Source organism: Kribbella sp. VKM Ac-2568, assembly GCF_004345365.1.
Classification (GTDB): domain Bacteria; phylum Actinomycetota; class Actinomycetes; order Propionibacteriales; family Kribbellaceae; genus Kribbella; species Kribbella orskensis.
The window spans coordinates 172,779-196,755 of sequence record NZ_SLVF01000001.1; the positions used below are offsets into that span (position 1 = coordinate 172,779).

Below are 23,977 nucleotides of genomic sequence, written 5' to 3' on the forward strand. Positions count from 1 at the left end.
ACTCCGAGTGATCCATAATGCCTTGTATGGGGGTCCCAACCAGACTAGGCCGGTACGTCGTGCGCCGACGCCTGGGCTCTGGTGGTTTCGCGACGGTGTGGCTGGCTCACGACGAGCAGCTGGACGCCGAGGTGGCCATCAAGGTCCTGGCCGACAACTGGGCCCACGACGACTCGGTGCGCCGCCGATTCCTCGAGGAGGGCCGGTTCCTGCGCCGGGTCGAGTCCGAGCATGTCGTCCAGGTGCACGACGTGGGCGAGCTCGAGGACGGGCGGCCGTTCCTGGTGCTCACGTACGCCGACCGCGGCACGCTGGCGGACCGGCTGAAGAAGGAGCCGCTGGCCCTCGAATCAGCCGTCGGGGTGATCGTCCAGGTGGGCCGGGGACTCCAGGCGCTGCACCGGCGGGGACTCCTGCACCGAGACGTGAAACCGGCCAACGTGCTCTTCCGGAGTACCGACGAGGGCGAGCGGGCGGTCCTGTCCGACCTGGGCCTGGGCAAGTCCCTCGACGAGGTGTCGAGGATCACCCTGCCCGGCGGCACCCCGTCGTACGTGGCGCCCGAGCAGGCGATGGGGGAGCGGCTGGACCAGCGAGCCGACCAGTACTCCCTGGGAGCGGTCGCGTACGCCGCCCTGACGGGTCGTTCCCCGCACCAGGTGGACGGCCTGGGGGCGGCCGGCCGGGTCAAGGCGGCCCCGCCGCCGAGCTCCCTCGGCTTCGACGTCCCGGACCGGGTCGACGCCGCGATCGTCCGTGCCCTGGACCCGAACCGCGACAACCGCTGGCCCGACATCGAGGCCTTCAGCCGCGAACTCGTCGGCGCCCTGGACGAAACCACCCAGAACTTCCTCCCGGCCGGCGCAGTCGCCGGTACTGCGGCCCCGGTGGCCGCGGTGGCCACCGCCAAGGCCGAACCAGTCAAGCTCAAACCGGAGCTCGTCATCCCCGAGGCGGAGCCGGAGGTCGGCGAGAAGACGGCGCTGAGCGACTCCAACGCCCCGACCGTGGTGAAGACGCCGGCGGACAGCTCCACCGCGGCTCCCGCCAGTCCGGCTGTGCCCGAATCAGTTCCTGCTTCAGCCGGAACGGCTGACTCCACCTCCGGTCCGGGCAAGCCCAGGCGGAGGCGGCGGGGTCGGTGGGTCGTTGCCGCGGTGCTCGCGCTTGTCATCGGCGGTGGAGCGGGATACGCCGTCGAGCGGTACCTGCTGCCGGTCCAGGACGTCACGGCCAGTGGGAACGGGTTCTCGGTGGAGGTGCCGAGCGACTGGGCCGGTGTCGTCGCCAAGTCGAACTGGCGCCCACCCGGCAATGCTGACGACCGCCCTGCGCTGCGCGTCAGCGAGAACGACAACTGGGCCTTGCCGGACCAGCTCACCCCGGGCGTCTTCGCCGGTCTGATCGATCGCGACGGCGACCCGCGCAAGCGGTTCCCGGATCCCAAGGAGTACAACTGCGGTCTGCCGGGGGAGATCCTGGACTCCACCATCGCTGGGAAGCCCGGTCTGGAGCAGATTTCGGCGCAGTGTGGACCGAGCGCTACCATCCTGCTACAGAGAGTCGTCGATACGGGGAGCGACTTGATGTTCGTGCAGGTCCAGGGCCCCGATCGGGACAAGGTCATCGAGGTGGCCGACTCGATCGTGTACAGAGGTGAAGGAACTCCGTGATGATGGTCGTCGAGCGGCTCAGGCCGTCGCCCGCGCTGCTCCAGGCGAACCGCCGCCGCTTCTACCGCATCCGCTCAACGATCTTCCGCATCATCTGGCCCCGCTGACCCGATAGTCAGCCAGGTGAGCGCCAGAGCGATCAGCCAGAGTCCCGCACCGAACCACACCAGCGCGTGCAGCCCGTGGACGAACTCGTGCGCGCGTGCCGGACTCCCCGCGACGCCCCCGTAGACAGCGACACCGAGGGCGCCGACGGCTTGCCGGGCTCGGGTCAGATGTCTTCGTCGGTGCGGGTTGCTGTTTCGGTGGCTCGGTCCAGGACGGCCAGGAGGGCGTCTTCGTCCTGGGGGAGGCCGGTCGAGCCCATCTCGAAGATGCAGTTGCCGGTCTCGTCGGCTATCCAGCGGACGATCACGTAGCGGACGCTCGAGTCCGGCACGTAGGTGTAGACCAGGGTCGCGTTGTTCGTGTCCGGGTCGACCTGCTCGTCCAGCACCTTCACCATCTGGTTGGCGGGGATCGCCTTCAGCTCACCGATCCGGATCGCCATCGACTCGGCGGGCGGTCGCTGGACGGTGAAACCCGCCTCGATCCGGATCCAGCGCTTCTTGGTCGGATCGGTGTACCGGCCGAGCTTCGGCGGATCCGGCTGGGTGAAGTCCCAGAGCGCAGGCACCTGGACCCGCACTCTCGACTTCACCGCCATCCGCGCGGTGAACGTGCGGGTCTTGTAGGTGAGCTCGTCCGCCTCCAGTGCCGGGGAATCGTCCGGCACGATCTTCTTGGCGGGTGGCGTCGGGGACTGAGAGGGCGGAGCGCTGGGCAGGTTCAGCCCGGAGAGCGGGCTGGCCTGCCCGTTGGTCGCCGCAGTCCCCGTGGTCGTCCACAGGCCCACCCCATACCCACCCGCTGCACCGAGCACCGTGATCGCGAGCAACCCGGACCCGAGCAGAGCAGTACCGACCTTCCGCCCGGCCACGGCCACCCCTCCTCCCGGTCCACCCCAGCACCCGTCTTTTAGACACCGTAGGTCACCTGAAGGTTCGGGCGTCTTCCGGTCAGCCGGTCTCGTGGACCGAGCGGGTCGCCTCCTGCAGGACCGAGGAAAGGCCGGCGGCGTCCTGGGGGAGACCGGTGATGCTCATCTCGACGGTCGCGAGGTCGTCACCGTGGGCGGCGGCCACCCAGCTGACGATCACGTACCGCCGGGTCTTGTTCGGGATGTAGGTGTAGATCAGCGTGGAGACCGCTCGAAGCTCGCCGTCGGCCTCGATCTGGTCGTCGGTCTGGGACACGATCCGCAGGTCGTTCTCCGGCGCCTGGCTCTTCTCCAGGTCCACGATCAGCTTCTGCCGCGATTCCTTCGGGCTCAGACCGGGCGGGGAGATCGCCTCGACGCGGACCCCTCGCTCCTTCAGCGGATCGAGGAACTTGACCTCGGCAGGGCTCTTCGGGTTGGTGGTCAGCTGCCAGCCGCGGGGTACCTGGATCGCCAGTTCCACCGTGCGATCGGAGGCCTGGACCTGGAAGGTGTGCTGGCGGAAGGTCAGCTCCGCCGTGGTGAGGGCCGGAACATCACTCGGGACAGGAGTTTTGACCGGCAGCGGTGCAGCGGGGTAGATGCCCCCCAGTGGTGCGGCGGCGCCGGCGGTGAGGGTGGTGCCGGGCTCGCTGAGGACACCCGTCTCGTAGCCGGCGGCGCCTCCGACGACTCCCAGCAGTACGACGCCGCTCACCAGGACTGCGGTCTTCACCCGTGCACCAGATCCCAGAAGGCCAGTTCGAACCGCACCACCCGGTCGAAGGCTCGGGTCATCGCAGGTGTCAGCTCCTCGCGGTCCACCAGTTCGCCGAGCTGGTCGACGTACGCGGAGAACTCCGGCGAGGACCAGTTCGCGATGAAGTCGGCGTACTGCGTGTCCGGGCCGGTGCTGTCGCGGACGGAGGCCCACGCGTCGTAGTACGCCTTCTCGACGGCGTACAGGACGGTGATGCCGACCGGCCAGCCCTCCTGGACCGAGGCGAGCAGGTATGAGGAGTAGCCCAGGTTCAGCAGTGAGGGCTCGGCGGTGAGGTCGAGTCCGCGCTCGGCGGCCTCAGTCTTGAACAGCTCGAGTTCTGGCACCAGCGCGGCCAGTCCGCCGGCCAGCACCTTGCGGGCGTCGTCGTCGGGAGCGACCTCGGACAGCGCCTCGAGGAAGCTCCGGAAGGACAGCACGAAGTAGTGGTCCTCGGTCAGCCAGCGATCGAAGGTGGCCTTGGGCAACGAACCGGCGGAGGTGCGGGCAACGAACGGGTGGGCCAGGATGCGCTGCCAGGCGCGGGCCTGCCCGGTGAGCAGGGCAGAGGTTGTCTCGGGCACGTCGCCATCTTCTCAGGCCGGTCGGAGGGCCGCCTGCCCGATTCCGGCGAGCGCCGGACTGAATCCTTTCAAAAGGTGACCTCCGAACCCTTGACATGCCATCTGAGCTCTTCGTAGCGTGCCGCAGTGAGGAAGATAACACCTCTTCACGTTTTGTTCCCATTCAATGGTGATATTTCCGGGGTTCTGTGCTGCCCCGAGCTCAGGAGGAACCGTGGCATCCGAGATCATCCGTCCGCAGGTCAGCCGGAGGCGACTGCTGCAGTTGATGGGCGGCGTCGCGGTCGCCGGCACCCTCGCGGGGTGTGGTGGCGGCAACTCCGCCGGCGGCAGTGGCGGCGGTCCCCTGAAGGTGATCGGCGCGGGCAGCCAGGAGGCGGGGCTGCGCAAGGCGCTCGACGAGTACAAGAAGCAGAACAGCTCGTTCGACTTCAACCTGTCCTTCTCGCCGGCGGACCAGTTGCAGACGGCGCTCCGGGCCCAGCTCGCGGCGGGCAACGCGCCGGACATGCACGCGGTCTACCCGGGCAACGGCAGCGCGATGTCGATGGTCCAGCTGAGCAAGGCGAACCTGCTGACCGACCTGAGCGACCAGGCCTGGACCCAGAAGATCCCGACCGGCTTCAAGGGCGCCTACCAGCAGGACGGCAAGACCTTCATCTTCTCGCCCGGGACGAGCGTGCTCGGCGCGATCTACAACAAGAAGGCGTTCGCCAAGGCCGGCGTCGAGGTGCCGACCACCTGGAGCGAACTGCTGACGGTCTGCGAGACGCTGAAGAAGAAGGGCATCGTGCCGCTCGCTCTCGGCGCGCAGACACCCTGGGTCACCCAGCTGATCAACTACGCGCTGGTGCCGGGCACCGTCTACGCCAAGCAGCCCGACTTCGACGACAAGATGGCCGCCGGCTCCGCAACGTTCGCGGGCTCCGGCTGGGCCGACGCGATGAACAAGTACCTCGAACTGCAGAAGCGCGGCTTCTTCAACGACAACCCGAACGGTACGACGTACGAGCAGGCCACCTCGATGGTCGGCACCGGCAAGGCCGCGATGGCGGTCCAGGTCTCCGCGGTCCTGCAGGCCTACCGCGACGCGGCGCCGTCGCCCGACGACCTCGGCATGTTCCCGCTGCCGGCCACCGACACCGTGGCCGACAACTGGATCCCCGGCGGCATCGTGGTCGGCCTGGCGGTCAGCGCGAAGAGCAAGAAGGCCGACGAGGCGCGCAAGTTCATCGAGTTCTGCGGACAGCCGGACATGATCAACACCTGGGCCGAGGCCGTCGCCTGCGTTCCCCTGTACTCCGAGGGCGAGGCGAAGGTGGACCCGGTGCTGAAGCCGTTTCTGCATTACCTGTCGGGCAACAAGGCGGTGCCGTTCATGGACCAGCGCTGGCCCAACGCCGAGGTGCAGCCGACCCACTTCGCCGTCGTCCAGGAGTTGCTCGGCGGCAAGACCACCGTCGACGGCGCGCTGAAGAAGATGGACGAGGCCTACCGGAAGACCGCATGACGGCGGTGATGGCGCCGCCGGTCAAGCCCGCGCCGCCACCGGTGAAGCGGGTACGCCGCGGAGGTGGCATCGCGCCACCCTGGTTGTTCGCGGCGCCGGCTCTGCTGGTCTACGCGCTGGTGATGCTCTACCCGAGCATCGTCGGCGCGGGGTCGGCCTTCACCGACTGGTCGGGGGTCGGCGAGCAACGGTCGTTCGTCGGGTTCGACAACTTCCAGGAACTCGTGCACGACGACCAGGCGCTCGGCGCGCTCCGCAACACCCTGCTGCTGACGCTGGCGATCGTGGTGGTCCAGAACGGGCTCGGCCTGCTGCTCGCGCTCGGCGTGCACACGACGATCAAGAGCCGGATGGTGCTGCGGGTGATCTTCTTCGCCCCGGTCGTGGTCAGCCCGGTGATGGTGTCCTTCCTCTGGAAGTACGTCTACAACCCGGCACCGGACGCGGGCCTGAACGCGGCGCTGAACGCGGTCGGGCTCGGGGCGCTGCGGCAGGACTGGCTGGGCGACCCGTCGCTGGCGATCTGGTCGGTCGCCTTCACGGTGATCTGGCAGTGCGCCGGCTACTCGATGGTGATCTTCCTGGCCGGCCTGGAAGGCGTGCCGAAGGAGTTGCACGAGTCGGCGATGGTCGACGGGGCCGGCACGGTCGCGCGGTTCCGGCACATCACCTGGCCGCTGCTGGCGCCCGCGGTGACGATCAACGTGATGCTGTCGACGGTCGGCGGTCTGACGCTGTTCACCCAGATCATCGCGATGACCAACGGCGGACCGGGGTACGCGACCGACACGTTGTCGACCGTGCTCTACAAGCAGGCGTTCGTGTTCGGGAAGTTCGGCTACAGCACGGCGGTAGCCCTGGTGCTGGCGATCTTCGTCGCCGCCGTCTCCTTCCTCCAGATCGGCTACCTCCGCTCCCGGGAGACGACCGCATGAGGACCGCGTACCGACCCCGCACCTTCGTCCTCGAGCTCGTCATGGTGGCGACCGCGGTCGCCTTCCTGTTCCCGGTCTACGCCCTGGTGACGTTGGCCTTCAAGGATCCCGAGCAGATCGCCAACGCGCCGCTGTCGCCGCCCGATCCGCCGTCGGTGGACAGCTTCGGTACCGCGTGGCAGTCGGCCTCGCTCGGGTCCGCCCTGCTGAACAGCACGCTGATCACCGTGTCGAGCGTGGTCGTGCTGATCGTGCTCGGCTCGCTCGCGGCGTACTTCCTGGCCCGGCAGGCCGGCCGGTTGAGCTACAGCCTCTACATCCTGTTCCTGGTCGGCATCATCCTCCCGTTCCAGCTGGGCATGATCCCGCTCTACCAACTGGTGAACGATCTCGGCCTGCTCGGCACCTACCAGGGGATGATCCTCTTCTACACCGGGATCCAGCTGCCGTTCACGGTGTTCCTCTACACCGGCTTCATCCGGTCGCTGCCCGCCGACTACACGAATGCGGCGCTGATCGACGGGGCCTCGCACCTGCAGGCGTTCGTGCACGTGATCTTCCCGCTGCTGCGGCCGATCACCGGCACGGTGCTGATCCTGAACGCGGTGCACATCTGGAACGACTTCTTCACCCCGCTGCTCTACCTGGGCGGGTCGGGCCGGGAGACGGTCCCGGTCCGGGTGTTCGCGTTCGTCAACGAGTACACGTCGGACTACGGGCTCGTGGCGGCCGGCCTGGTGCTCGCCGCGCTGCCGATCCTGGTCGTCTTCCTGCTGCTCCAGCGCTACGTCATCCGCGGCTTCTCCAGCGGACTGAAGGGATAACCGCGTGCCGTCGCTCGCCGAGATCTTCGCCGATCCTCCGAGGTCCTTCTCCCCCGTACCGATCTGGTGGTGGAGCGGCGAACCGCTCGACCCGGCGCGGTTGCGCTGGCAGCTCGAGCGGTTCGTCGAGGGCGGCGTCTACCAACTCGTCGTCCTCAACCTCGCGCCCGCCGGATCGGACCACGGCTGCGATGCCGACGATCCGCCGTTCCTGTCCGAAGCCTGGTGGGATCTGTTCCTGGGCGTCTGCTCGGATGCGGAGGAGCTGGGCGTCTCACTGTGGTTCTACGACCAGCTCGGCTTCTCCGGAGCGGACCTGCAGGCCCGGTTGGTCGCCCGCACGCCCTCGTACGCCGGACGTCGGCTCCAGCGCGCGACCACCACCGGCACGGGTCGCCTGGTCGTCAGTTGCCCTGCGGGTGGTCGGCCGATCGCAGCGGTGCTGGAACCATCGGACGGGGCCCTGGGTCAGCCGGTGAGCGTCACGGGCGACGGCGTCGAGTGCGAGGCCTCGTTGGAATCCACGCTCTCCTTGTTCTACGAGACGGACCACGGCTTCGACTACCTCGGCCGAGAAGCCTGTACTGCGTTGCTCGACCAGGTGCACGGGGAGTTCGCCCGCCGGCTGGGCGACCGGCTTGGCAAGGTGGTGGTCGGGTCATTCCAGGACGAGCTGCCCTCGGTCCCGACGTGGTCCGCCACCTTCGCCGACGAGTTCGTCAACCACTACAGCTACGACCTGCGGGATCGCCTGCCTGCCTTGTGGGGTTCGCCGCTGCCGGATGCGGATCAGGTCAGACGCGACTACCACGCACTCCGGGCAACCCTGGCAGAGGAGGCGTTCTTTAAGCCGCTCCACGAGTGGCACGAGCAGTACGGGCTCATGGTCGGTTGCGATCAGCAGGACCCGGCCCGAGCGGGGCGCCCGGTCGAAGGTGTCCAGCTGTACGCCGACTACGCGCGGACGCATCGCTGGTTCAGCGCGCCGGGTTCCGATCACCACGGGGACGCCCGGATCCACTCGTCACTTGCGCACCTCTACGACCGCCCACGCACCTGGATCGAGGCGTTCCACTCGACCGGGTGGGGCGGCACGCTCGAGGAGACCTTCGACTGGTTGCTGCCCTGGCTGCGAACCGGCGCCACGCTCTACAACCCGCACGCGGTCTACTACACGACCCGGGCCGGCTGGTGGGAGTGGGCGCCGCCGTCGACGGACTGGCGCCAGCCGTACTGGCGGCACCACAAGCACTTCGCCGACACCCTCGCCGGGTTGTGCGCCGCCCTGTCGATGGGCCGGCACCTGTGCGACATCGCCGTACTGTTTCCCACCGCGACAGCGCAGGCCGATCTGACGATGGATGGTCCCGGACCGGACGCCGTACGGGCTCAGGAGGTGTATCGGGAGCTGATCGGGGATGCGACCTGGTTCGCGCCGGTGCGGGGTGTGCTGGACGGGGCGCGGCTCGATGCCGATGTGATCGACGACGATTCGCTCGCCGGTGCGGAGGTTCGAGTCGGGTCGGAGGCGCGGCTGTTCGTCGCCGATGAGCAGTACGCCGCTGTTGTGTTGCCTGCGGCAACGGTGCTGGAAGGGGCGGTGGCCGAGCGGCTGGATGAGTTCGTTGCCGCGGGTGGGTTGGTGGTTGCCGTCGGCGCGCTGCCGGCGCGTGGTGTCGCCGGTGGTGACAAGGCGATCGCGTTGTTGCGCGAGCGGTTCGCCCGAGGCGAGGCGGTCTTGGTAGCAACTGCGGCGGAGGTCCCCCCTGTGCTGGCGCGGTTGCCGCGGAGGGTCGAGGCCGAGGTGCCGACGCTCGCGCGTGAGGTGGACGGTGAGCTGGTCGTCTTCGTCACCGCGACCGAGTGGAGCGCGACGCGGGTCGGTGATGGCCGAGCCGTCGAGCGCGGCATCAGTCACGACTGGGCGACCGTCGGCTACGACTTCGACCCCGAGCGGTACCTGCGCGAGGTGAGCGTCCGGGTTCGGGACGTTCCGGGCGCTCCGATGCTGGTGTCTCCGTTCGGTGGAGAGCCGAGAACCCTTGCCTACCAGGTGGATGGGGATGTCAGTGAGGTTGTCGTTCCCTTCGACCAGGGACCTGCGGCGCTCGTGGTGTTTGCCGCGGGCAATCCGGCTGACGCGCCGGTCATCGCTGAGGAGTGGCGGGATGAGGCGCTCGAGGGCGACTGGGAGGCAACTCTGCTGCCGACCTTGGACAACACCTGGGGTGACTTCGCCTGGCCGGCTCGCGCGCCGGCTGCCGACGAAGTCGTGGTGGAGCGCTGGGGGATCCTGCATCGCGTCGAGGGTGACGAACAGTGGCGATCGGCCCACGCGACCTTCGGCCCGCATGGGCTGATCGACGGAGCGCCGATCGAGTATTCCGAGAGCCGCGGAATCCACAAGGACCCGATCCACAAGCATGCCCTCGGTCCTAAGGGCCATGTGCCGGAGGAGTTCCTGGACTTCGGGGTGGTCACGGCCGGGCGAACGGTCTCCTTCCAGGCTGCGTTTGCCTTGGATGAGCCACTCGACACCACCGTGGTGGTCGGGGCTCCTGCGGCCAAGGTAGTTCTGCTCGACGGTGTGCCTGTGCCGATCGAGGACGCCGGTGGTCACTTCGCTGCGGCGGCCGCCCGTCTCTCCGCCGGGCGGCACACGGTGGAACTCCGCCTGACTCCGGAGGTGGAGTCGTCACTGCGCGCGAACGTGGCCTTCGTCCGGGACACCTCGGCCTACCGACGCCCCGAGTGGATCGCCCTGGCCGAGCCACCACCTGCCGGTACGGCGATCCGGTTCACCACGTCCGTAGTACCGGCTGATGAGTCGGAGGTGACGGTGACCGCGAGTGGGTCGGCGCGGGTGTTGGTCAACGGGGTCGAGGTGGGCCGTCAGGGAGGGTTCCTGCCGTACGAGCGGCCGACGCCACGGGTTCGGCGCTACGACCTGGCGGAGGCGCTTCGGGCGGGGGAGAACCAGGTGGCGATCGAGGTCACGCAGCCGTCGCCGATCCTGGTCGACGGGCTGGTTGTGTCGGACCACGACTGGGTGGGCGAGGTCGCCGGGGTGCAGGCGAAGGTGGTCCGCAGGCGGCAACAGCATCGCGCGCTCGCCGACCTCTACCTGAACCGCCGGCCTCACCCGTTGCCCAAGGCATCTTGGCTGGACGGCTCCAGTGCCGGGGATGACGGCCTGGCCGGCCCGGCGTCAGGTGAAGTCGGCTCGGGGTCGGGTGTAGCCGGCGCGGCGGTAGGTGTGGTCGAGCCGGTCACTTTCGCAGTACTGCGGACTGAGCCGCAGCGCGTCGAGTACCTACGGTTCGACCTGCCGCCGGGCACCGTTCGCCTCGAGTTCGATCTGGTCGGGCACGCTGTCGTCGCCGTGGATGAGACCGAGATAGCTGCGGGTTCCGGGCATCTGGTCGCGGAGGTTCCGGCCGGCGCTCGGGTCGGGCAGCTGACCTTGCTGACCACGCCGGGCTTCGAGGCGGGCGCGGCGCTCACCGGACCGATCCGGGCAATCGTCGGCTCAGGGCGGATCGGCCTGGGTGACTGGGAGGACCACGGCCTGTCGGAGTACAGCGGGGGAGTCCGCTACCGCCGGCGGCTCACGATCCCTGCGGGCGAACGGATCGAGCTCGACCTGGGCCGAGTACGCGGTACTGCGGAGGTGCTGGTGGACGGGCGGAGCGCGGGGGTCCGGTTCTGCGCGCCGTACATCTTCGACCTCACCGGCTCGGTCGGCTCGGTCGGCTCGGCCGGTGAGGTGACCGTCGACGTCGAGGTCTTCGGCACGGCCGCGCCCTACCTGGACGCGGTGAGCCCGACCCATTTCGTGTTCGGGGGACAGCGGACGTCGGGCCTGTTCGGCCCGGTCCGGCTGCGGTCCCTGGCGAGGCAGCAGAAGCCCTAGTGAGGAGCCTGATCAAGTGACCGAAGATCTCAGACCCGCGGTGAGGATGGCCCGGCGCCGATTCCTCACCCTCACCGGCGCCGCGACCGCGGTGGCGTTCGGAACCAACCTGCCGGGCAGCGCGCTCGGTACCGGCGGGACCGGCGGTCTCACCGGCAACCCGTTCACGCTCGGAGTCGCCTCGGGTGATCCCCTGCCCGACGGTGTGGTGATCTGGACCCGCCTGGCGCCCAAGCCGTTCGAGCCGCTCGGCGGTGCTCCCTACAAGGAGGTCCGCGTCGACTGGCAGGTGGCGACCGACGAGCGCTTCCACCAGGTGATCCGCTCAGGCAGGGCCACCGCTCGGCCGGAGTACGCGCACAGCGTGCACATAGATGTACGGGGGCTGCAGCCCGGCCGCCACTACTGGTACCGCTTCCGCTGTGACGGCTACCTGAGCCAGACGGCCCGCACCCGTACTGCGCCCGCGCCCGGTACTCGCGGCGGTCAACTGACGCTCGGCGTGAGCTCCTGCCAGTCATGGCCCGACGGGTACTACACCGCACAGCGCCACCTGGCCTCCGAGGACGTAGACGCGGTGGTCTTCCTCGGCGACTACATCTACGAGTACGGCATCGCTGCCGCCGGTGGACTGCGCAACGTGGCCGACCCGGTCCCCAGCCAGTTCCGCACCGAGGCGGACACGCTCGACCGGTACCGGCTGCAATACGCGCTCTACAAGTCCGACCCGGACCTCCAGGCGGCTCACCTCAACGCGCCCTGGATCACCACCTGGGACGATCACGAGGTCCAGGACAACTACGCCGGCACGGTCTCCAAGAGCAACGCCCCCGTCGAAGACTTCCTGGTACGCCGAGCGAACGCGTACCGCGCGTACTGGGAGCACCTGCCGCTGCGGAGTCCTGCACCGCAAGGGCCGAACTACCAGCTCTACAGGCGATTCGGCTTCGGGCGATTGGCCGAGCTGAGTGTGCTCGACACCCGTCAGTACAGGTCCGACCAGGCGGCCGGCGACGGCTGGAAGGCCGATTCGGAAGCCCGGCGCGACCCGGCGCGCGTACTGGCCGGGCAGCAGCAGACACAGTGGTACCTGAACGGCCTGAACCGCTCGCGGGCCACCTGGAACGTGCTCGCCAACCAGGTGATCATGAGCCGGATGGACCTCGACCCGACCGCGGCCGACCTCTACAACATGGACGCGTGGGACGGCTACGGCGCCGAGCAGAAGGTGATGCTCGACGGCGTCGCCGCGAACCGCCATCGCAACCCGGTGGTGCTGACCGGTGACGTGCACGCCGGGTACGCGATGGAGATGAAGCGCGACTTCGCCGATCCGTCCTCGCAGACTTACGGCGTGGAGCTCGTGCCGACCTCGTTCAGCAGCGGCGGCAACGGCGTCGACGTGTCGGCGAACGGCCAGAAGTTCCTGGACGGCAACCCGCACCTGAAGCTGGTCAACGAGAAGCGCGGCTACTCCGTACTCCGGTTCGACGAGCGGGAGCTCCGGGTCGACTTCCGCGCGGTGCCGTACATCGACAAGCCGGGTGCGCCGATCTCCACGATCCACTCGTTCGTGGTCGAGGCGGGCAACCCGGGTCTGAACTCCGTTGCAGGGAAGGCGGTCCGATGAGAATCCGTGGCTGGAAGCCGTTGGTGCTGCTCGGTGCTGTCCTGACCGGAGTAGTTGCCGCAGGCATCACTGGGCCGGCTGTCGCCGACCGCCCCGCTCAAGGCGGCCTGACGCTCGCGGCCGACGTGGCGGAGGTCTCCGCCGTACCGGTGCCGTGTGCCAAGCAGGGCTTCGAACTCCGCTTCGGCAACACCGGCAAGACCGCGGTGTACGCAGATGCGTTCCTCGAGGCGGGTGCTCCGCTGACCCTGTCGCGCAAGCTGGTCTCGAGCTACCTGCCGCCTGGTTACACGCTGAAGGTACCGATCGACGTCGGCGCGCCCCGCGGTACAGCGCCTGGTACTTACACGATCGAGGTCAAGGCCGGCGACCAGAAGCTCAGCCTGCCGGTGCGCGTCGGGGAGCCACCGACCGACAACAGCGGCAACCTCGCGCGCTTCGTGCCGGTGACGGCATCCAGCGAGCACCTGCCGGTCTACCCGGCCTGTGGCGCGGTGGACGGCGACCGGGACTCGGAGCACTGGGCGAAGACCACCGGCTGGAACGACGCCACCAAGGGCAACTTCCCGGACTGGCTGCAGGTCACCTTCGACAAGCCGGAGACCGTCGGCCGGGTCGACCTGTACACACTGAACTCGAAGCAGTACCCCGCCGCAGGGTACGGCCTGAAGGACTGGGACGTGCTGGCCCAGGTCAACGGCGCCTGGCAGACGGTCGCCTCGGTCCGCGGCAACACAGCCCCGCTGAACAGTTCCACCTTCATCCCAGTCACCGCCACCGCAGTACGGCTCCTCGCGTTGGCTTCCAACGAAGGCCCAACCTACTCACGGATCGTCGAGTTGGAGGTCTACGCGGGGTGAGACCGGACGAATAATCGCGCGCGGCGTGCGGGGTGGCGCGACTACAGTTCCAGCGTGTTTGCGATCGAGCTGGATGAAGCTGCCGAGTTGCGCTTGCTGGAGCCGTGGCAGGCCGAGGAGTTCCTCGCCCACATGGATAGGGCCCGTGAGGTGGTGGACCCGTGGATCCCGTGGGCGAGACGGAGCACGGACCTGGACTCGGCTCGCGCCACCCTGCAACGCTACGCGGACCTCGCCGCCCGCGACGCCGGCCGCCTGTACGGCATCTGGCTCGACGGCACTCTGGTCGGGGGCACCATGTTCGTCTCCTTCGACGCCACCGCGGGCAACTGCGAGATCGGCTGCTGGCTGGAGCCGGCCGGTCAAGGGCGCGGCCTGATCACCAAGGCCGCCACCCACCTGATCGACTGGGCGGTCCGCGTCCGGGGCCTTCACCGCATCGAGTGGATCACCCGCCCCGACAACACCGCCAGCAGCAACGTCGCCCGCCGCCTCGGCATGCAACTGGACGGCACCCTCCGCGCCGACTACCTCCACCAGGGCGTCCGCCACGATTCCCAGGTCTGGTCCCTCCTAGCCCCGGAATGGCTCGCCCGCTAGCCACCGCCACGTAGTACCGCCCTCGTATGGCGCTTGGCGTCACCGCGTCGGCAAGACACGCGGAGCCCACGAACTACCGACCGATAGTCGGAGAACTGGCCAAGGACCTCCCCAGCACCTCGGACTGAGGAAGAACCTCATGACTCGTTGTACAACGTTGCAAGCGGACCGTAAACCGTTCCCACCAGGATCGAGAAGGTCGGTCAGCCGGCGTGGAACCGCCGGGCGGACGAGGTACGTCGTACCCGGCATGAAACTCAAGGTTCGCGTGGTGCACTACCGCTGCCACGGCGTGGACTGCTGGTACGCCGACATCGACGATGCAGACGACCGCCAGCCGGACGACCCCTACTGGTACGTCGACGGCTGCCGCACGCAGGCGGAAGCCCTCACCGCCGCTTGCGCCCAGCTCGCCACCCTCGACCAGTCCGTCGCCGCCGGCGCACACCCCGCCCGCGTCAGCGGGACCACGTCATACGCCGCCTAGCGCCTCGCACTAGTCCGGCAGGTCACTCGGCAGCATCGGTCGCATGAAGGTGCGGTCATACCGCAGCACGCACCCGCTCTCCTCGCGGATCTGGTCGGCCTCGATGAACTCGGGATCAACCCCGAACCCTCGCCGGTACTGCTCATAGGCGGCCAGGCTCTCGAAACTGAACAACGCCAACGCACGATCACTCGCCCCCTCCGACGGCAGGAAATAGCCGTGATGCGTCCCACCGTGCCGCTCCACCAGTTCCATCCAGCGTCGGCCGAACCGCTCGAACGCTTCGAGCTTCGCCGGATCGATGACGTAGTCCACCACGCAAGTAATCACCTCTCCACCTTGTCATCCCAGGTGGCAGCGACAGGTCAACCGGTCAGCAGCCGGTCCGGCTGGAATCTGTTGCGCAGGGCAAGCAATGACTCGACCAGCGCACCGACCCACGGGCTCACCAACTCGTCGTCGAGCAAGCGGGTGTCGCCGGAAAGCTCGAACTCGCGGGCGCTGTCGGACACCAGGTTCAGCAGCTCGGTGTTGCTCCGCAACGTCAATCTCTGCAGGGCGATCCGATGAGCGGCCACGCCGGTCATGCCGAGCAACATCCGTTCGCCCATCATCACCTCCAGCCATGCTTCGGCCAGCGGCGCCGACAACCTGCTCAACCACGGCTGTACTGCGGATGCCACCCGTTCGCGGTACGACGCCACCCAGGGCGAGCACTCACCGACCAAGGGGTTGACGGTGAACCTCGCCGCGGTGGTCCCGTCGACCACGATCGCGCGCAGCGTTGCGACGTTGTCCCGCACGGTCGCGAATCTCGGCGAACCGCCGAACAGGTCGAGGTCGTACTCCACCATGCAGCCCTTGCGCCGCAGCAGCTGTACCGCGACCACCAGCTCGCGCAGCCGTGCGGCATCACCGGAGATCCCCGACAGCTCCAAGCGAACAAGGGAAACTCCGTCGCCGCGCGATCCGTCGTACGCCCCCGACAGCACGTCGTGAGGCGTCCAGGAAGCGCCCGCCACCATGCTCTGATCAGTATCCATGGTCCCCCCACGACGCCGATCGAATAGTTCAAGGTCCGCCCGCGCCGGGTCTATGTCAAGGGGGTCACCCGGTGTGCCCGGCCGACCTCGCGCTGGCAGCGCGGGTTCCTTGTCGCCGGCGGGTGCAGTGGCGGTACCAGCCGTACGCGAGCAGGGCACAGATGGCGCCGTTGATCACGCCCGCGCCGACGTCCGTGACGTGATGCATCCCGCGGTAGAGCCGCGAGAACGCGACGAGCAATGGCATTGCGAGGCAGAGGATCACCGTCGTCCACCGCAGCCATGCGCGTTCGATGCCCAGCGCGAGCAGCGCGAACGCGAAGTACAAACCGGTCGACGCACCTACGTGCCCACTGGGGTAGCTCGCTGTCGGTGGTGAGGCGTCGAGCTTCTCCACCTGCGGGCGATCGCGGTCCACGACCTTTGCCGCGATCAGGAAGATCAGTCCCTGCATGGCGATCGCGATCGGGGCGACCAACGCGAGGCGCAGGTCCCGGGTCCGCCACAGCAGCAGGGACGAGACGACGATGCAGACGGCGATCACGCCCGCGGTATTGCCGATCTGCGACCACACCGCGGTGATTGTGTTCCAGGTCCCGGTCCGGTCGGCGGCAAGATCCTTGTTGACCGCCTCTTCGGAGTGGGAGACCGCGTCGAGTGGTCCTTTCAGTGCGAGCCCGAGGCCGATGATGAGTCCGCCGAGAGCTACGCCGGGTGCGACGGTCCTGGTGAGGAGGTCGCTGCCGTCTTGCCGATGAATCCGATCCATGAAGCGAACATAATGCCCAGACCGAGTACGTGCCCGGCGAGAATGTCGGACGGGAAGTGCGCACCGATGAACAGCCGGTCCAGACCGACGATCACAGGCACCACGATCGCGAGCGCGATGGCGACGCGGCGTTGGGTGGCCGAGAGCAGCGGCCAGAGCAGGAAGACCATGACACCGGCCGCCAGGGTGATGTTCAGGGCGTGGCCGGACGGGAAGGAATAGCCCGCTGCATGCGGCACCGACTCGTCGTCGACGACCGGCCGCGCGCGCTGGGCGATGAGCTTGGAGGCGCCCCCGATTCCCCAGCCGACCATCATCGTGACGAAGGCCCACAGCGCCCGCCCCCTGAGGTTCTTCGACCTCCAGGCCCAGACCACGACCACGGTCGCGACGAGGTACACGAAGATCGGCTGGCTGACGAGCTGGATCACGGTCAGGGCCGGCACCAATCCATGACGAACGCTGAACCCGGTGGCAGCCCGGATGGCCGCTTCATCGGCCCTGATCAACGGATCGAACTGCTGCCGCACCGCAAACCCCAGCAGCACCACAGGCAGCGCGAACACCATCATCGCCAAGACACCCCGGAGCAACCGCCAACTCCGCGCCCGGACGACCGTCGTAGCGCCTACCCGCCGCATCGCCATAACCAACCTGTACCCATTCCCCCGCCAACCGGACGTGCGCCCCGGAAACCAGGCCGCAAAGGTTTGGAACCTGCTGTAACGCAGAGTCATCATCTGCGATGTAGTCCCCGAGGGGGATTCACATGCATCACTTCAACTCGCCACCAAACTGGCCCGCACCACCATCATCCGACTGGCAGCCACCACCCGGCTGGCGCCCAGACCCGACCTGGCCACCGGCGCCACCCGGCTGGCGCTTCTGGCTGAACGAACGAGGCGGCCGCAGCATCGGCCCGAGTGGTCTGTACGGCTCGGTCGGCCGCGGTCGTCTGGCAGCGGCGGGCATCGGTGCCGGTCTCGTTCTCCTGGTCGTGTTGGGAGCGATCGGCGGCGGCAACACCGGACAAGCGGCGCAGGCGGGTCGGCCTGTTCCGGGCCCGACGGTCACCGCGACCGCGACGGCGACGGTGACGGTTCGTGAGACCGTGCCGGGGCCGACGGCAACGGTTACTCAGCCGCCGTTGCCTGCACGGACGGTGACGGTGAAAGCGCCTACGGCAACGGCGCAGGCCACGAGGCCTGTCCCGCTGGTGCAGCCGACCAAGAGTGTCCAGCCGCGAAAGACGACAGCGGCGCCTTCGGTGTACTACGCGAACTGTTCCGCAGCGCGGGCCGCCGGTGTGACGCCTCTACACAGAGGGGATCCGGGCTACGCCTCGCATCTGGATCGCGATAACGACGGAGTCGCGTGCGAATAGGCGACAGAAATTGCCTCTGTGTAATTAGTTGCTCACTGTCCGGTGAGCTGGTCAACGCGCCGAAGGGGCCCATATTCTTTACCAAGATTTAGGCGTGACGTTCGAGGTTGCCGGTCGTTGAGCTGTCAGACAGTTACTGATCATCGGGTCCTGGGGGATCCGGAAGGGCCGCCCGTGCATCGATTCAATCCACCGCCCAGCTGGCCTGAGCCGCCGACCGCCACCTGGCGTCCGCCGCTCGGGTGGGAACCTGACCCCGAGTGGCCCGACGCACCGGCGGGCTGGGGATTCTGGATCAACCGTCATGGCCGCAAGGCCAGTGGTCCGATCGGGGCGTACGGCGCCGTCGACTCGGGCCGACTCGAGCTGGCCACCGCCGATCCTTCGTTCCTCCTGATGCACAGCTGACGGAGACTTCATAGACTGCTACACAGCGTGCAACGGGCCCGGCCTCGACGGCCGGGCCCGTTGCTATTTCCACCGGATCAGACTGTTTCAGTCGGCGAGACAGGCGCTTCTTATCGCGATCTGATGTTATGTTATCAATGTAGCTAACATCCGCGTGAGGGGAGAGCGGTCAGTGCGCGAACCGGCCTGGATCGGCGTGGACCTGGGAACGCAGAGCGTCCGGTCCGTCCTCGTCGACGCGACCGGGACAGTTCTCGCCCGCGCCGCCCGCCCGCTCACCAGTCGCCGCGACGGCAGCCGGCACGAGCAGGATCCGCGCGAGTGGTTCGACACCGCCGACGCCATCCTTGCCGAGGTCAGTACCCCGGAAGTCCAGGGCATCACCATCTGCTCCACCTCCGGCACCGTCCTGCTCACCGACACCGACGGCAAACCCACCACCGCCGCCCTCATGTACGACGACGCGCGCGCGGCCGGGTACCTCGAGCGCATCGTGGCGGCGGATCCCGCTCGCTGGGCCGGAGCTATGCAGCCGACCTGGGCCCTCCCCAAGATCCTCTGGCTCCTCGCACACCAGGACACCGAGGGGACCAACACCCACCTGAGCGGCGGCGGCCACCGGGTCGCCCACAGCGCCGACGTGGTCGCCGCCCACCTGGCCGGTCACCCCGTCGCGACGGACACCAGCCATGCGCTCAAGACCGGCTACGACCTGATCGCCGACCGCTGGCCCCTCGAAGCCTTCGACGCCCTCAACCTCGAGCCCGGCCTCTTCCCCCAGGTAGTTCTCCCAGGCACTGAGCTCGGCCAGGTCTCCAAGGCAAAAGCCCAGGTCACCGGGGTCCCCGAAGGCACTCCCATCTATGCAGGCATGACCGACGGCTGCGCGGCCCAGATCGCGGCCGGCGCCCTCGCCCCGGGCGCGTGGAACTCCGTCCTCGGCACCACCCTCGTCCTCAAGGGCGTCAGCAAGGTACTCCTCGAAGACCCGACCGGCGCCGTCTACAGCCACCGCCACCCGGACGGCGGGTGGCTCCCCGGTGGCGCGTCCAACACCGGGGCTGGTGCACTGACAGCGATGCTCCCAGGTGCCGACCTGGACGCCTTCGACCAGCAGGCCCGCGAGCTCGGCCCGATCAACGCCGCGATCTACCCGATCACCGGCAGAGGCGAGCGATTCCCCTTCGTCGCCCCGAAGGCCGAGCGCTTCCAGCTCGGCGACTTGCCCGATGACCTGCACTCGTACGCCGCAGTACTGCAGGGCGTCGCGTTCATCGAGAAGCTCGCGTTCGAGCATCTGGAAAGCCTCGGCGCGGAGCCGGTCCGATCCGTCTCGCTCACCGGTGGCGCCGTCCGCAGCGGCTACTGGAACCAGCTCCGCGCCGACGTCCTCGGCGTACCGGTGGAGCTGCCCGCCTCGCCCGACCCGGCGTACGGGATGGCGGTGCTCGCGGCGTCGGCCGGTACGTCGGTGACGCGGACCGCCGAGCGTATGGTCCGGATCGACCGGGTACTCGAACCACGACCGCAGGACCGGCTGACCACCATGTACGGCGAGTTCGTGGCCGAGCTGGATCGGCGGGGGTACCGGGGATGAGGACGACCGTCGTACTGGCGCGGCACGGGCGGACCGAGTGGCACCACGGCAACAGGTACACCGGTTCCACGGATCTGCCGATCGACGAGGTCGGTCACCGGCAGGCGGAGCAACTGAAGGAGTGGGCGGCGGACTTCGCGCCGGACGCGCTCTGGTCGTCGCCGATGCTGCGCGCCCGGCAGACCGTCCAGCCGATAGTGGACGCGCTGGAGCTCAAACCGACGTTGGACGATCGCCTGCGCGAGGTCGACTTCGGATCGGCCGAAGGGCGCATGCTGAGCGAATTGCCGCCCGCCGTGGCCAAGGCGTTCGAGCTGGATCCGGTCGGCTGGCACTTCCCGGGCGGTGAGGATCCGGCCGAGGCGGCGGATCGGGTGCAGGACGCGTTCCACCAGATCGGACGCGAGCATCAGGGCAAGAAGGTGCTCGTGGTCGCGCACAACACGCTGATCCGGCTGCTGGTCTGCCGGGTACTGGGACTGGAGCTGAAGGAGTACCGCAGACTTCTACCGGCCCTCGGTCCCGCGGCGTTGGTGCGTTTGCGCTGGGAGGACGGCACAGTGGGTCTCGAGGCCTACAACACCCCAGCTGTCCGAATGGAGACCCTGGTATGAGTTCAGACACCGTCGACGGCGACACCCGGCCGGCACCCGCTGATCCTGGTCGCCCCGACACGGCCGAGCTCAGCCGGCCGGCCCGCCGCCAGGCCGAGATCGCCGCGTACGTCGTCGAGCACGGATCGGTCTCCGCGAACGACCTGGTCGAGGCGTTCGGGGTCAGCGTGATGACGGTCCACCGTGACCTGGACGAGCTCGAGCGGCAGGGTGTGGTCCGCAAGTACCGCGGCGGCGTGACAGCCCAGCCGACCAGCGTGTTCGAGAGCAACGTCGCGTACCGGCTGAACACCGCGCAGGCGGAGAAGTCGGCGCTGGCCCGGCACGCCCGCGCGATGATCGAGCCCGGCATGTCCGTGATGCTCGACGACTCGACCAGCGCGCTCGCCCTGGTCGATCTGCTCGAGGACATCACTCCGTTGACCGTGGCAACCAACTTCCTGCCGGCGATCAGCAAGCTGACCGGGCTGCGCGACGTCACCCTGCTCGCGCTCGGCGGCATCTACTCCGCCACCCACGACTCGTTCGGCGGCATGCCTTGCGCGGAAGCGGTCGAGGCGCTGCACACCGACTTCCTCTTCTGCAGCGTCTCGGCGGTCTCGCCGACGCACGCGTTCCACCAGGAGGAGGAGATCGTGCTGGTCAAGCGGGCCATGCTGCGGTCCGCGCGGACGAAGGTGCTGCTCGTCGACCACGGCAAGCTGCAGCGGACCGCGCTGCACCGGCTCGCGCCGCTGACCGATTTCGACGTCGTGGTGGTGGACGAGAAGACCCCGGCCGACCTGGTTCAGGCCTTGCGTGACAACGGCGCGACCGTGGAGGTCGCACCGCTCTAATGCTCTAGGAGGGGAGTACCGCGTGGACGTGGGAGTGGACGTCGGCACCACCGTCACGAAGGCCGTGGCCTTCGACGAGGCGGGCCACCAACTGGCCGAGACCTCCCGCCCGACCCGGCTGGTCCGGCCGGGACCCGGCCGGTTCGAGCACGACACCGACGAGATCGTTGCCTCGGTCAACGAGGTGGTCGCTGAGCTGGCGGCGGACGTCGGCACCGAGCCGGGCGTGCTCGCGATCACCGCGCAGGGTGACGGGCTCTGGCTGCTCGACTCCGACGGCAGCCCGGTCCGCCCGGCGATCTCCTGGCTCGACGCGCGCAGCGGCGCGATCCTCGAGCGGTGGACCTCCGAAGGTGTTGCCGAGCAGGTCTTCCGGCGATCGGGTAACCGGATGTTCCCCGGCGCGTCCGGCCCGCTGCTGGCCGCAGTACTGGCTGAGGAACCTGAGGTTCTCGCGCGCGCCGGCACAGCGGCGTACTGCAAGGACGTTGTGATGCAGCGCCTCACCGGGGTCCGGGCGACGGATGTCTCGGACGGCTCGGCACCCTTCCTCGACCCCCGCACGAACGAGTACGACGCTGACGCCTTGAGTGCCTGTGGTCTGTCCGACTGGCAACACCTGCTGGCTCCTGTCGAGCCGGGTGGTCCCGTCGGCGAGCTGCGCGACTCGGCCACCGGGCTGGCTCTGGGGACACGCGTTTCGGCCGGCCCCTACGATCTGCCGGCCGCCGCGATGGGCGCCGGAGTCAGCGAAGTCGGCGACGCCCTGCTGACCGTCGGTACTACGCTCGCCTGCCAGGTGGTCACGCGAGAGCTGCCGGTGGACGACGAGCCCGCGGGGTTGTTCCTCGGCACGTGGACGCCTGGTGTGTGGTTGCGCGCGATGCCGGCGATGGTCGGCACGGCTGCGCTCGACCGGGTGCTGTCCTTGGTGGGGCTGGGAACCGACGCGCTCCCGGCTCTGCTCGCCGAGAGTCCGGCGGGTGCTCATGGCGTCACCGTGCTGCCATATCTGTCGGAGGCCGGCGAGCGGGCGCCGTTCGTCGACACCGGCGCGCGCGGCACGATCGACGGGATCTCGTTGTCGACCACTCAGGCCGACGTGGTCCGCGCAACCTGCGAAGGTATCGCCTATGCCGCGCGGCACTGCCTCGACGCGGCCGGCTGGACCGGCCGGGTGACCGTGTGCGGCGGCGGTGCGAAGAGTCGCGAGTGGACCCAGATCCTCGCCGATGTGCTGAACAGTCCACTGCACACGACCGACGCGTCCCAGGTCGCCGCGCGAGGGGCGGTGATCGGAGCCCGGCTCGCGGCCGACCCGTCCAGCGCCGGAAGCGAGTGGATCGCCGTCAGCCGTCAGGTCGACCCCGATCCGGGCCGTGCCGCCTTCCATGACGAGGGATACGCCCACTACTTGCGCCGCGTCGAAGCCGCGCGTCCCCGCTGGGCCGACCCAGCGCCAACCGCCCTTGCGCAAACCTCTGGAGCTCGATGAGAACCGTCAGTACCCTGCTCGCCGGCGACCACTTCGTCCGCAACGATCTGCTCGCCGCCTCCCTGTCGAAGCTGGAAGGCGTCACCTTCGACTTCCGGGAGGTGACCTTGCCGTGGCCGCTGACGCCGTACGGGCGGGTCGCCGAGGTGGATGAGGCGAGCGACGCCGAGGACCAGTTGATCGCGGCGTTGCCCGGAGTAGAGGTTGCGGTCACCCAGATGGGGCCGTTCACGGAGAGGGTGCTCGAGGCGGCGCCGGACCTGCGATTCCTGGTCTGTTGCCGTGGCGGTCCGGTCAACGTGAACGTGCCTGCGGCAACCAAGCGCGGCGTCATCGTCTCCTCGACACCGGGCCGCAATGCCGTCGCGGCCGCCGAGCACGCGGTCGCTCTGATGCTGGGTGCCCTGCGCAAGCTTCCGCAGTTGCAGCGCACGCTGGAACAGGAGCAGTGGCGCAGTGACCTCTACGCGTACGACGAATGTGGCTCCGAACTGGACGGCGCGACCGTCGGCCTGATCGGGTACGGCGCGATCGGCCGCCGGGTGGCTCGAGTGATGCTTGCCTTCGGTGCGAAGGTGCTCGTGGTGGACCCGGCGATCGACCCGTCCTCAGCGCCGGGCGGGACCGAGGTGGTCGAGCTGGACGAGTTGCTCAGGCGGTCCGACGTGGTCAGCCTGCACGCGCGGCTGACCGAGCAGACCCGCGGCCTGATCGGGGTGAAGCAGCTCGCGCTGATGCCGCGGGGCGGAGTACTGGTGAACACTGCGCGCGGCGGCCTGCTCGACTACGAGGCGACCGTTGACGCGCTGGAGTCGGGACAGTTGGGGGCGGCGGCGTTCGACGTGTTCCCGGCCGAGCCGGTGCCGGCTGGTTCACGGTTGCTGACCGCGCCGAATGTCGTGATGACTCCGCACCTGGCCGGTGCGACCCGGCAGACCGCGCAGCGGGCCGGTTCGATCGCCGCCGAGGCGGTCGCGGCGTACCTGGCGGGTCGGGATCCGATCGGACTAGTTTCCTGATCATGCGGAACTCACAGC

The 23,977-nt window shown here is 68.6% G+C and carries 23 protein-coding genes; 16 read left to right on the forward strand and 7 right to left on the reverse strand.

What is annotated here, in order from left to right; translation table 11 throughout:
- Positions 1–26 precede the first annotated feature (26 nt).
- Entirely contained in the window at positions 27–1,673 is a 1,647-nt protein-coding gene (locus EV648_RS00810) for a serine/threonine-protein kinase (RefSeq protein ID WP_241994794.1), read from the forward strand.
- A gap of 271 nt (positions 1,674–1,944) precedes the next feature.
- On the opposite strand, the gene EV648_RS00815 is transcribed toward EV648_RS00810, so the two are convergent.
- The 3 genes from EV648_RS00815 to EV648_RS00825 all read right to left on the reverse strand — a co-directional run bounded on the left by EV648_RS00815 (position 1,945) and on the right by EV648_RS00825 (position 4,035).
- A complete protein-coding gene (locus EV648_RS00815; RefSeq protein ID WP_132284034.1) occupies positions 1,945–2,652 on the reverse strand; it encodes a hypothetical protein in 708 nt (235 codons plus the stop codon).
- Positions 2,653–2,731: 79 nt separating this feature from the next.
- Positions 2,732–3,427, reverse strand: a complete 696-nt coding sequence (locus EV648_RS00820) for a hypothetical protein (RefSeq protein ID WP_132284036.1) — start codon at positions 3,425–3,427, stop codon at positions 2,732–2,734.
- Positions 3,424–4,035, reverse strand: coding sequence for a transcriptional regulator (locus EV648_RS00825; protein WP_132284038.1), 612 nt, complete (start codon positions 4,033–4,035; stop codon positions 3,424–3,426). Before EV648_RS00825 ends, EV648_RS00820 begins: the two co-directional genes overlap by 4 nt.
- Before the next feature lie 214 nt (positions 4,036–4,249).
- Here EV648_RS00825 and EV648_RS00830 point away from each other — a divergent pair, with 214 nt between their 5' ends.
- The 8 genes from EV648_RS00830 to EV648_RS00865 all read left to right on the forward strand — a co-directional run bounded on the left by EV648_RS00830 (position 4,250) and on the right by EV648_RS00865 (position 14,794).
- Positions 4,250–5,545 carry an ABC transporter substrate-binding protein gene (locus tag EV648_RS00830; protein WP_132284040.1) on the forward strand — a complete coding sequence of 432 codons (1,296 nt, stop codon included), beginning with the start codon at positions 4,250–4,252 and terminating at the stop codon, positions 5,543–5,545.
- Positions 5,542–6,480 (forward strand): carbohydrate ABC transporter permease, encoded by a 939-nt coding sequence (locus tag EV648_RS00835; protein ID WP_132284042.1) that lies wholly within the window; start codon positions 5,542–5,544, stop codon positions 6,478–6,480. The genes EV648_RS00830 and EV648_RS00835 overlap by 4 nt, the downstream gene beginning before the upstream one ends.
- Positions 6,477–7,304: a carbohydrate ABC transporter permease gene (locus EV648_RS00840; protein WP_132284044.1), complete on the forward strand. Its 828-nt coding sequence runs from the start codon at positions 6,477–6,479 to the stop codon at positions 7,302–7,304. The genes EV648_RS00835 and EV648_RS00840 overlap by 4 nt, the downstream gene beginning before the upstream one ends.
- 4 nt (positions 7,305–7,308) lie before the next feature.
- Entirely contained in the window at positions 7,309–11,217 is a 3,909-nt protein-coding gene (locus tag EV648_RS00845) for a hypothetical protein (RefSeq protein ID WP_132284045.1), read from the forward strand.
- A gap of 16 nt (positions 11,218–11,233) precedes the next feature.
- The gene (locus tag EV648_RS00850) at positions 11,234–12,847 is read left to right on the forward strand and encodes an alkaline phosphatase (RefSeq protein WP_132284047.1); all 1,614 of its coding nucleotides are present in this window, start codon (positions 11,234–11,236) and stop codon (positions 12,845–12,847) included.
- A complete protein-coding gene (locus tag EV648_RS00855) occupies positions 12,844–13,707 on the forward strand; it encodes a discoidin domain-containing protein (RefSeq protein ID WP_132284049.1) in 864 nt (287 codons plus the stop codon). The genes EV648_RS00850 and EV648_RS00855 overlap by 4 nt, the downstream gene beginning before the upstream one ends.
- Positions 13,708–13,761: 54 nt before the next feature.
- On the forward strand, positions 13,762–14,307 hold the full coding sequence (locus tag EV648_RS00860; protein ID WP_132284051.1) for a GNAT family N-acetyltransferase: 546 nt from the start codon (positions 13,762–13,764) through the stop codon (positions 14,305–14,307).
- Between the two features lie 250 nt (positions 14,308–14,557).
- Positions 14,558–14,794, forward strand: a complete 237-nt coding sequence (locus EV648_RS00865; RefSeq protein ID WP_132284053.1) for a hypothetical protein — start codon at positions 14,558–14,560, stop codon at positions 14,792–14,794.
- A 9-nt stretch (positions 14,795–14,803) separates the two neighbouring features.
- Here EV648_RS00865 and EV648_RS00870 read toward each other — a convergent pair whose 3' ends face one another.
- The 4 genes from EV648_RS00870 to EV648_RS00885 form a co-directional block, all read right to left on the reverse strand.
- Positions 14,804–15,124 (reverse strand): NIPSNAP family protein, encoded by a 321-nt coding sequence (locus EV648_RS00870; protein WP_132284055.1) that lies wholly within the window; start codon positions 15,122–15,124, stop codon positions 14,804–14,806.
- 35 nt (positions 15,125–15,159) lie between these two features.
- Positions 15,160–15,837, reverse strand: a complete 678-nt coding sequence (locus EV648_RS00875) for a hypothetical protein (protein ID WP_132284057.1) — start codon at positions 15,835–15,837, stop codon at positions 15,160–15,162.
- A 64-nt stretch (positions 15,838–15,901) separates the two neighbouring features.
- A complete protein-coding gene (locus EV648_RS00880) occupies positions 15,902–16,606 on the reverse strand; it encodes a phosphatase PAP2 family protein (RefSeq protein ID WP_132284059.1) in 705 nt (234 codons plus the stop codon).
- Positions 16,543–17,178, reverse strand: coding sequence for a phosphatase PAP2 family protein (locus EV648_RS00885; protein WP_158293860.1), 636 nt, complete (start codon positions 17,176–17,178; stop codon positions 16,543–16,545). Before EV648_RS00885 ends, EV648_RS00880 begins: the two co-directional genes overlap by 64 nt.
- A 197-nt stretch (positions 17,179–17,375) precedes the next feature.
- Between EV648_RS00885 and EV648_RS43720 the strand changes: the two genes are divergently transcribed.
- The 7 genes from EV648_RS43720 to EV648_RS00920 all read left to right on the forward strand — a co-directional run bounded on the left by EV648_RS43720 (position 17,376) and on the right by EV648_RS00920 (position 23,959).
- The gene (locus EV648_RS43720; RefSeq protein ID WP_132284063.1) at positions 17,376–17,990 is read left to right on the forward strand and encodes an excalibur calcium-binding domain-containing protein; all 615 of its coding nucleotides are present in this window, start codon (positions 17,376–17,378) and stop codon (positions 17,988–17,990) included.
- 174 nt (positions 17,991–18,164) lie between these two features.
- The gene (locus tag EV648_RS00895; RefSeq protein WP_132284065.1) at positions 18,165–18,398 is read left to right on the forward strand and encodes a hypothetical protein; all 234 of its coding nucleotides are present in this window, start codon (positions 18,165–18,167) and stop codon (positions 18,396–18,398) included.
- 172 nt (positions 18,399–18,570) lie between these two features.
- On the forward strand, positions 18,571–19,995 hold the full coding sequence (locus EV648_RS00900) for an FGGY-family carbohydrate kinase (RefSeq protein WP_241994795.1): 1,425 nt from the start codon (positions 18,571–18,573) through the stop codon (positions 19,993–19,995).
- Positions 19,992–20,609: a histidine phosphatase family protein gene (locus EV648_RS00905; protein WP_132284067.1), complete on the forward strand. Its 618-nt coding sequence runs from the start codon at positions 19,992–19,994 to the stop codon at positions 20,607–20,609. The genes EV648_RS00900 and EV648_RS00905 overlap by 4 nt, the downstream gene beginning before the upstream one ends.
- Positions 20,606–21,445, forward strand: coding sequence for a DeoR/GlpR family DNA-binding transcription regulator (locus tag EV648_RS00910; protein WP_132284069.1), 840 nt, complete (start codon positions 20,606–20,608; stop codon positions 21,443–21,445). Before EV648_RS00905 ends, EV648_RS00910 begins: the two co-directional genes overlap by 4 nt.
- Positions 21,446–21,467: 22 nt before the next feature.
- The gene (locus EV648_RS00915; protein WP_132284071.1) at positions 21,468–22,940 is read left to right on the forward strand and encodes an FGGY-family carbohydrate kinase; all 1,473 of its coding nucleotides are present in this window, start codon (positions 21,468–21,470) and stop codon (positions 22,938–22,940) included.
- Positions 22,937–23,959: a 2-hydroxyacid dehydrogenase gene (locus tag EV648_RS00920; RefSeq protein ID WP_132284073.1), complete on the forward strand. Its 1,023-nt coding sequence runs from the start codon at positions 22,937–22,939 to the stop codon at positions 23,957–23,959. The genes EV648_RS00915 and EV648_RS00920 overlap by 4 nt, the downstream gene beginning before the upstream one ends.
- The last annotated feature ends 18 nt before the right edge of the window (positions 23,960–23,977 follow it).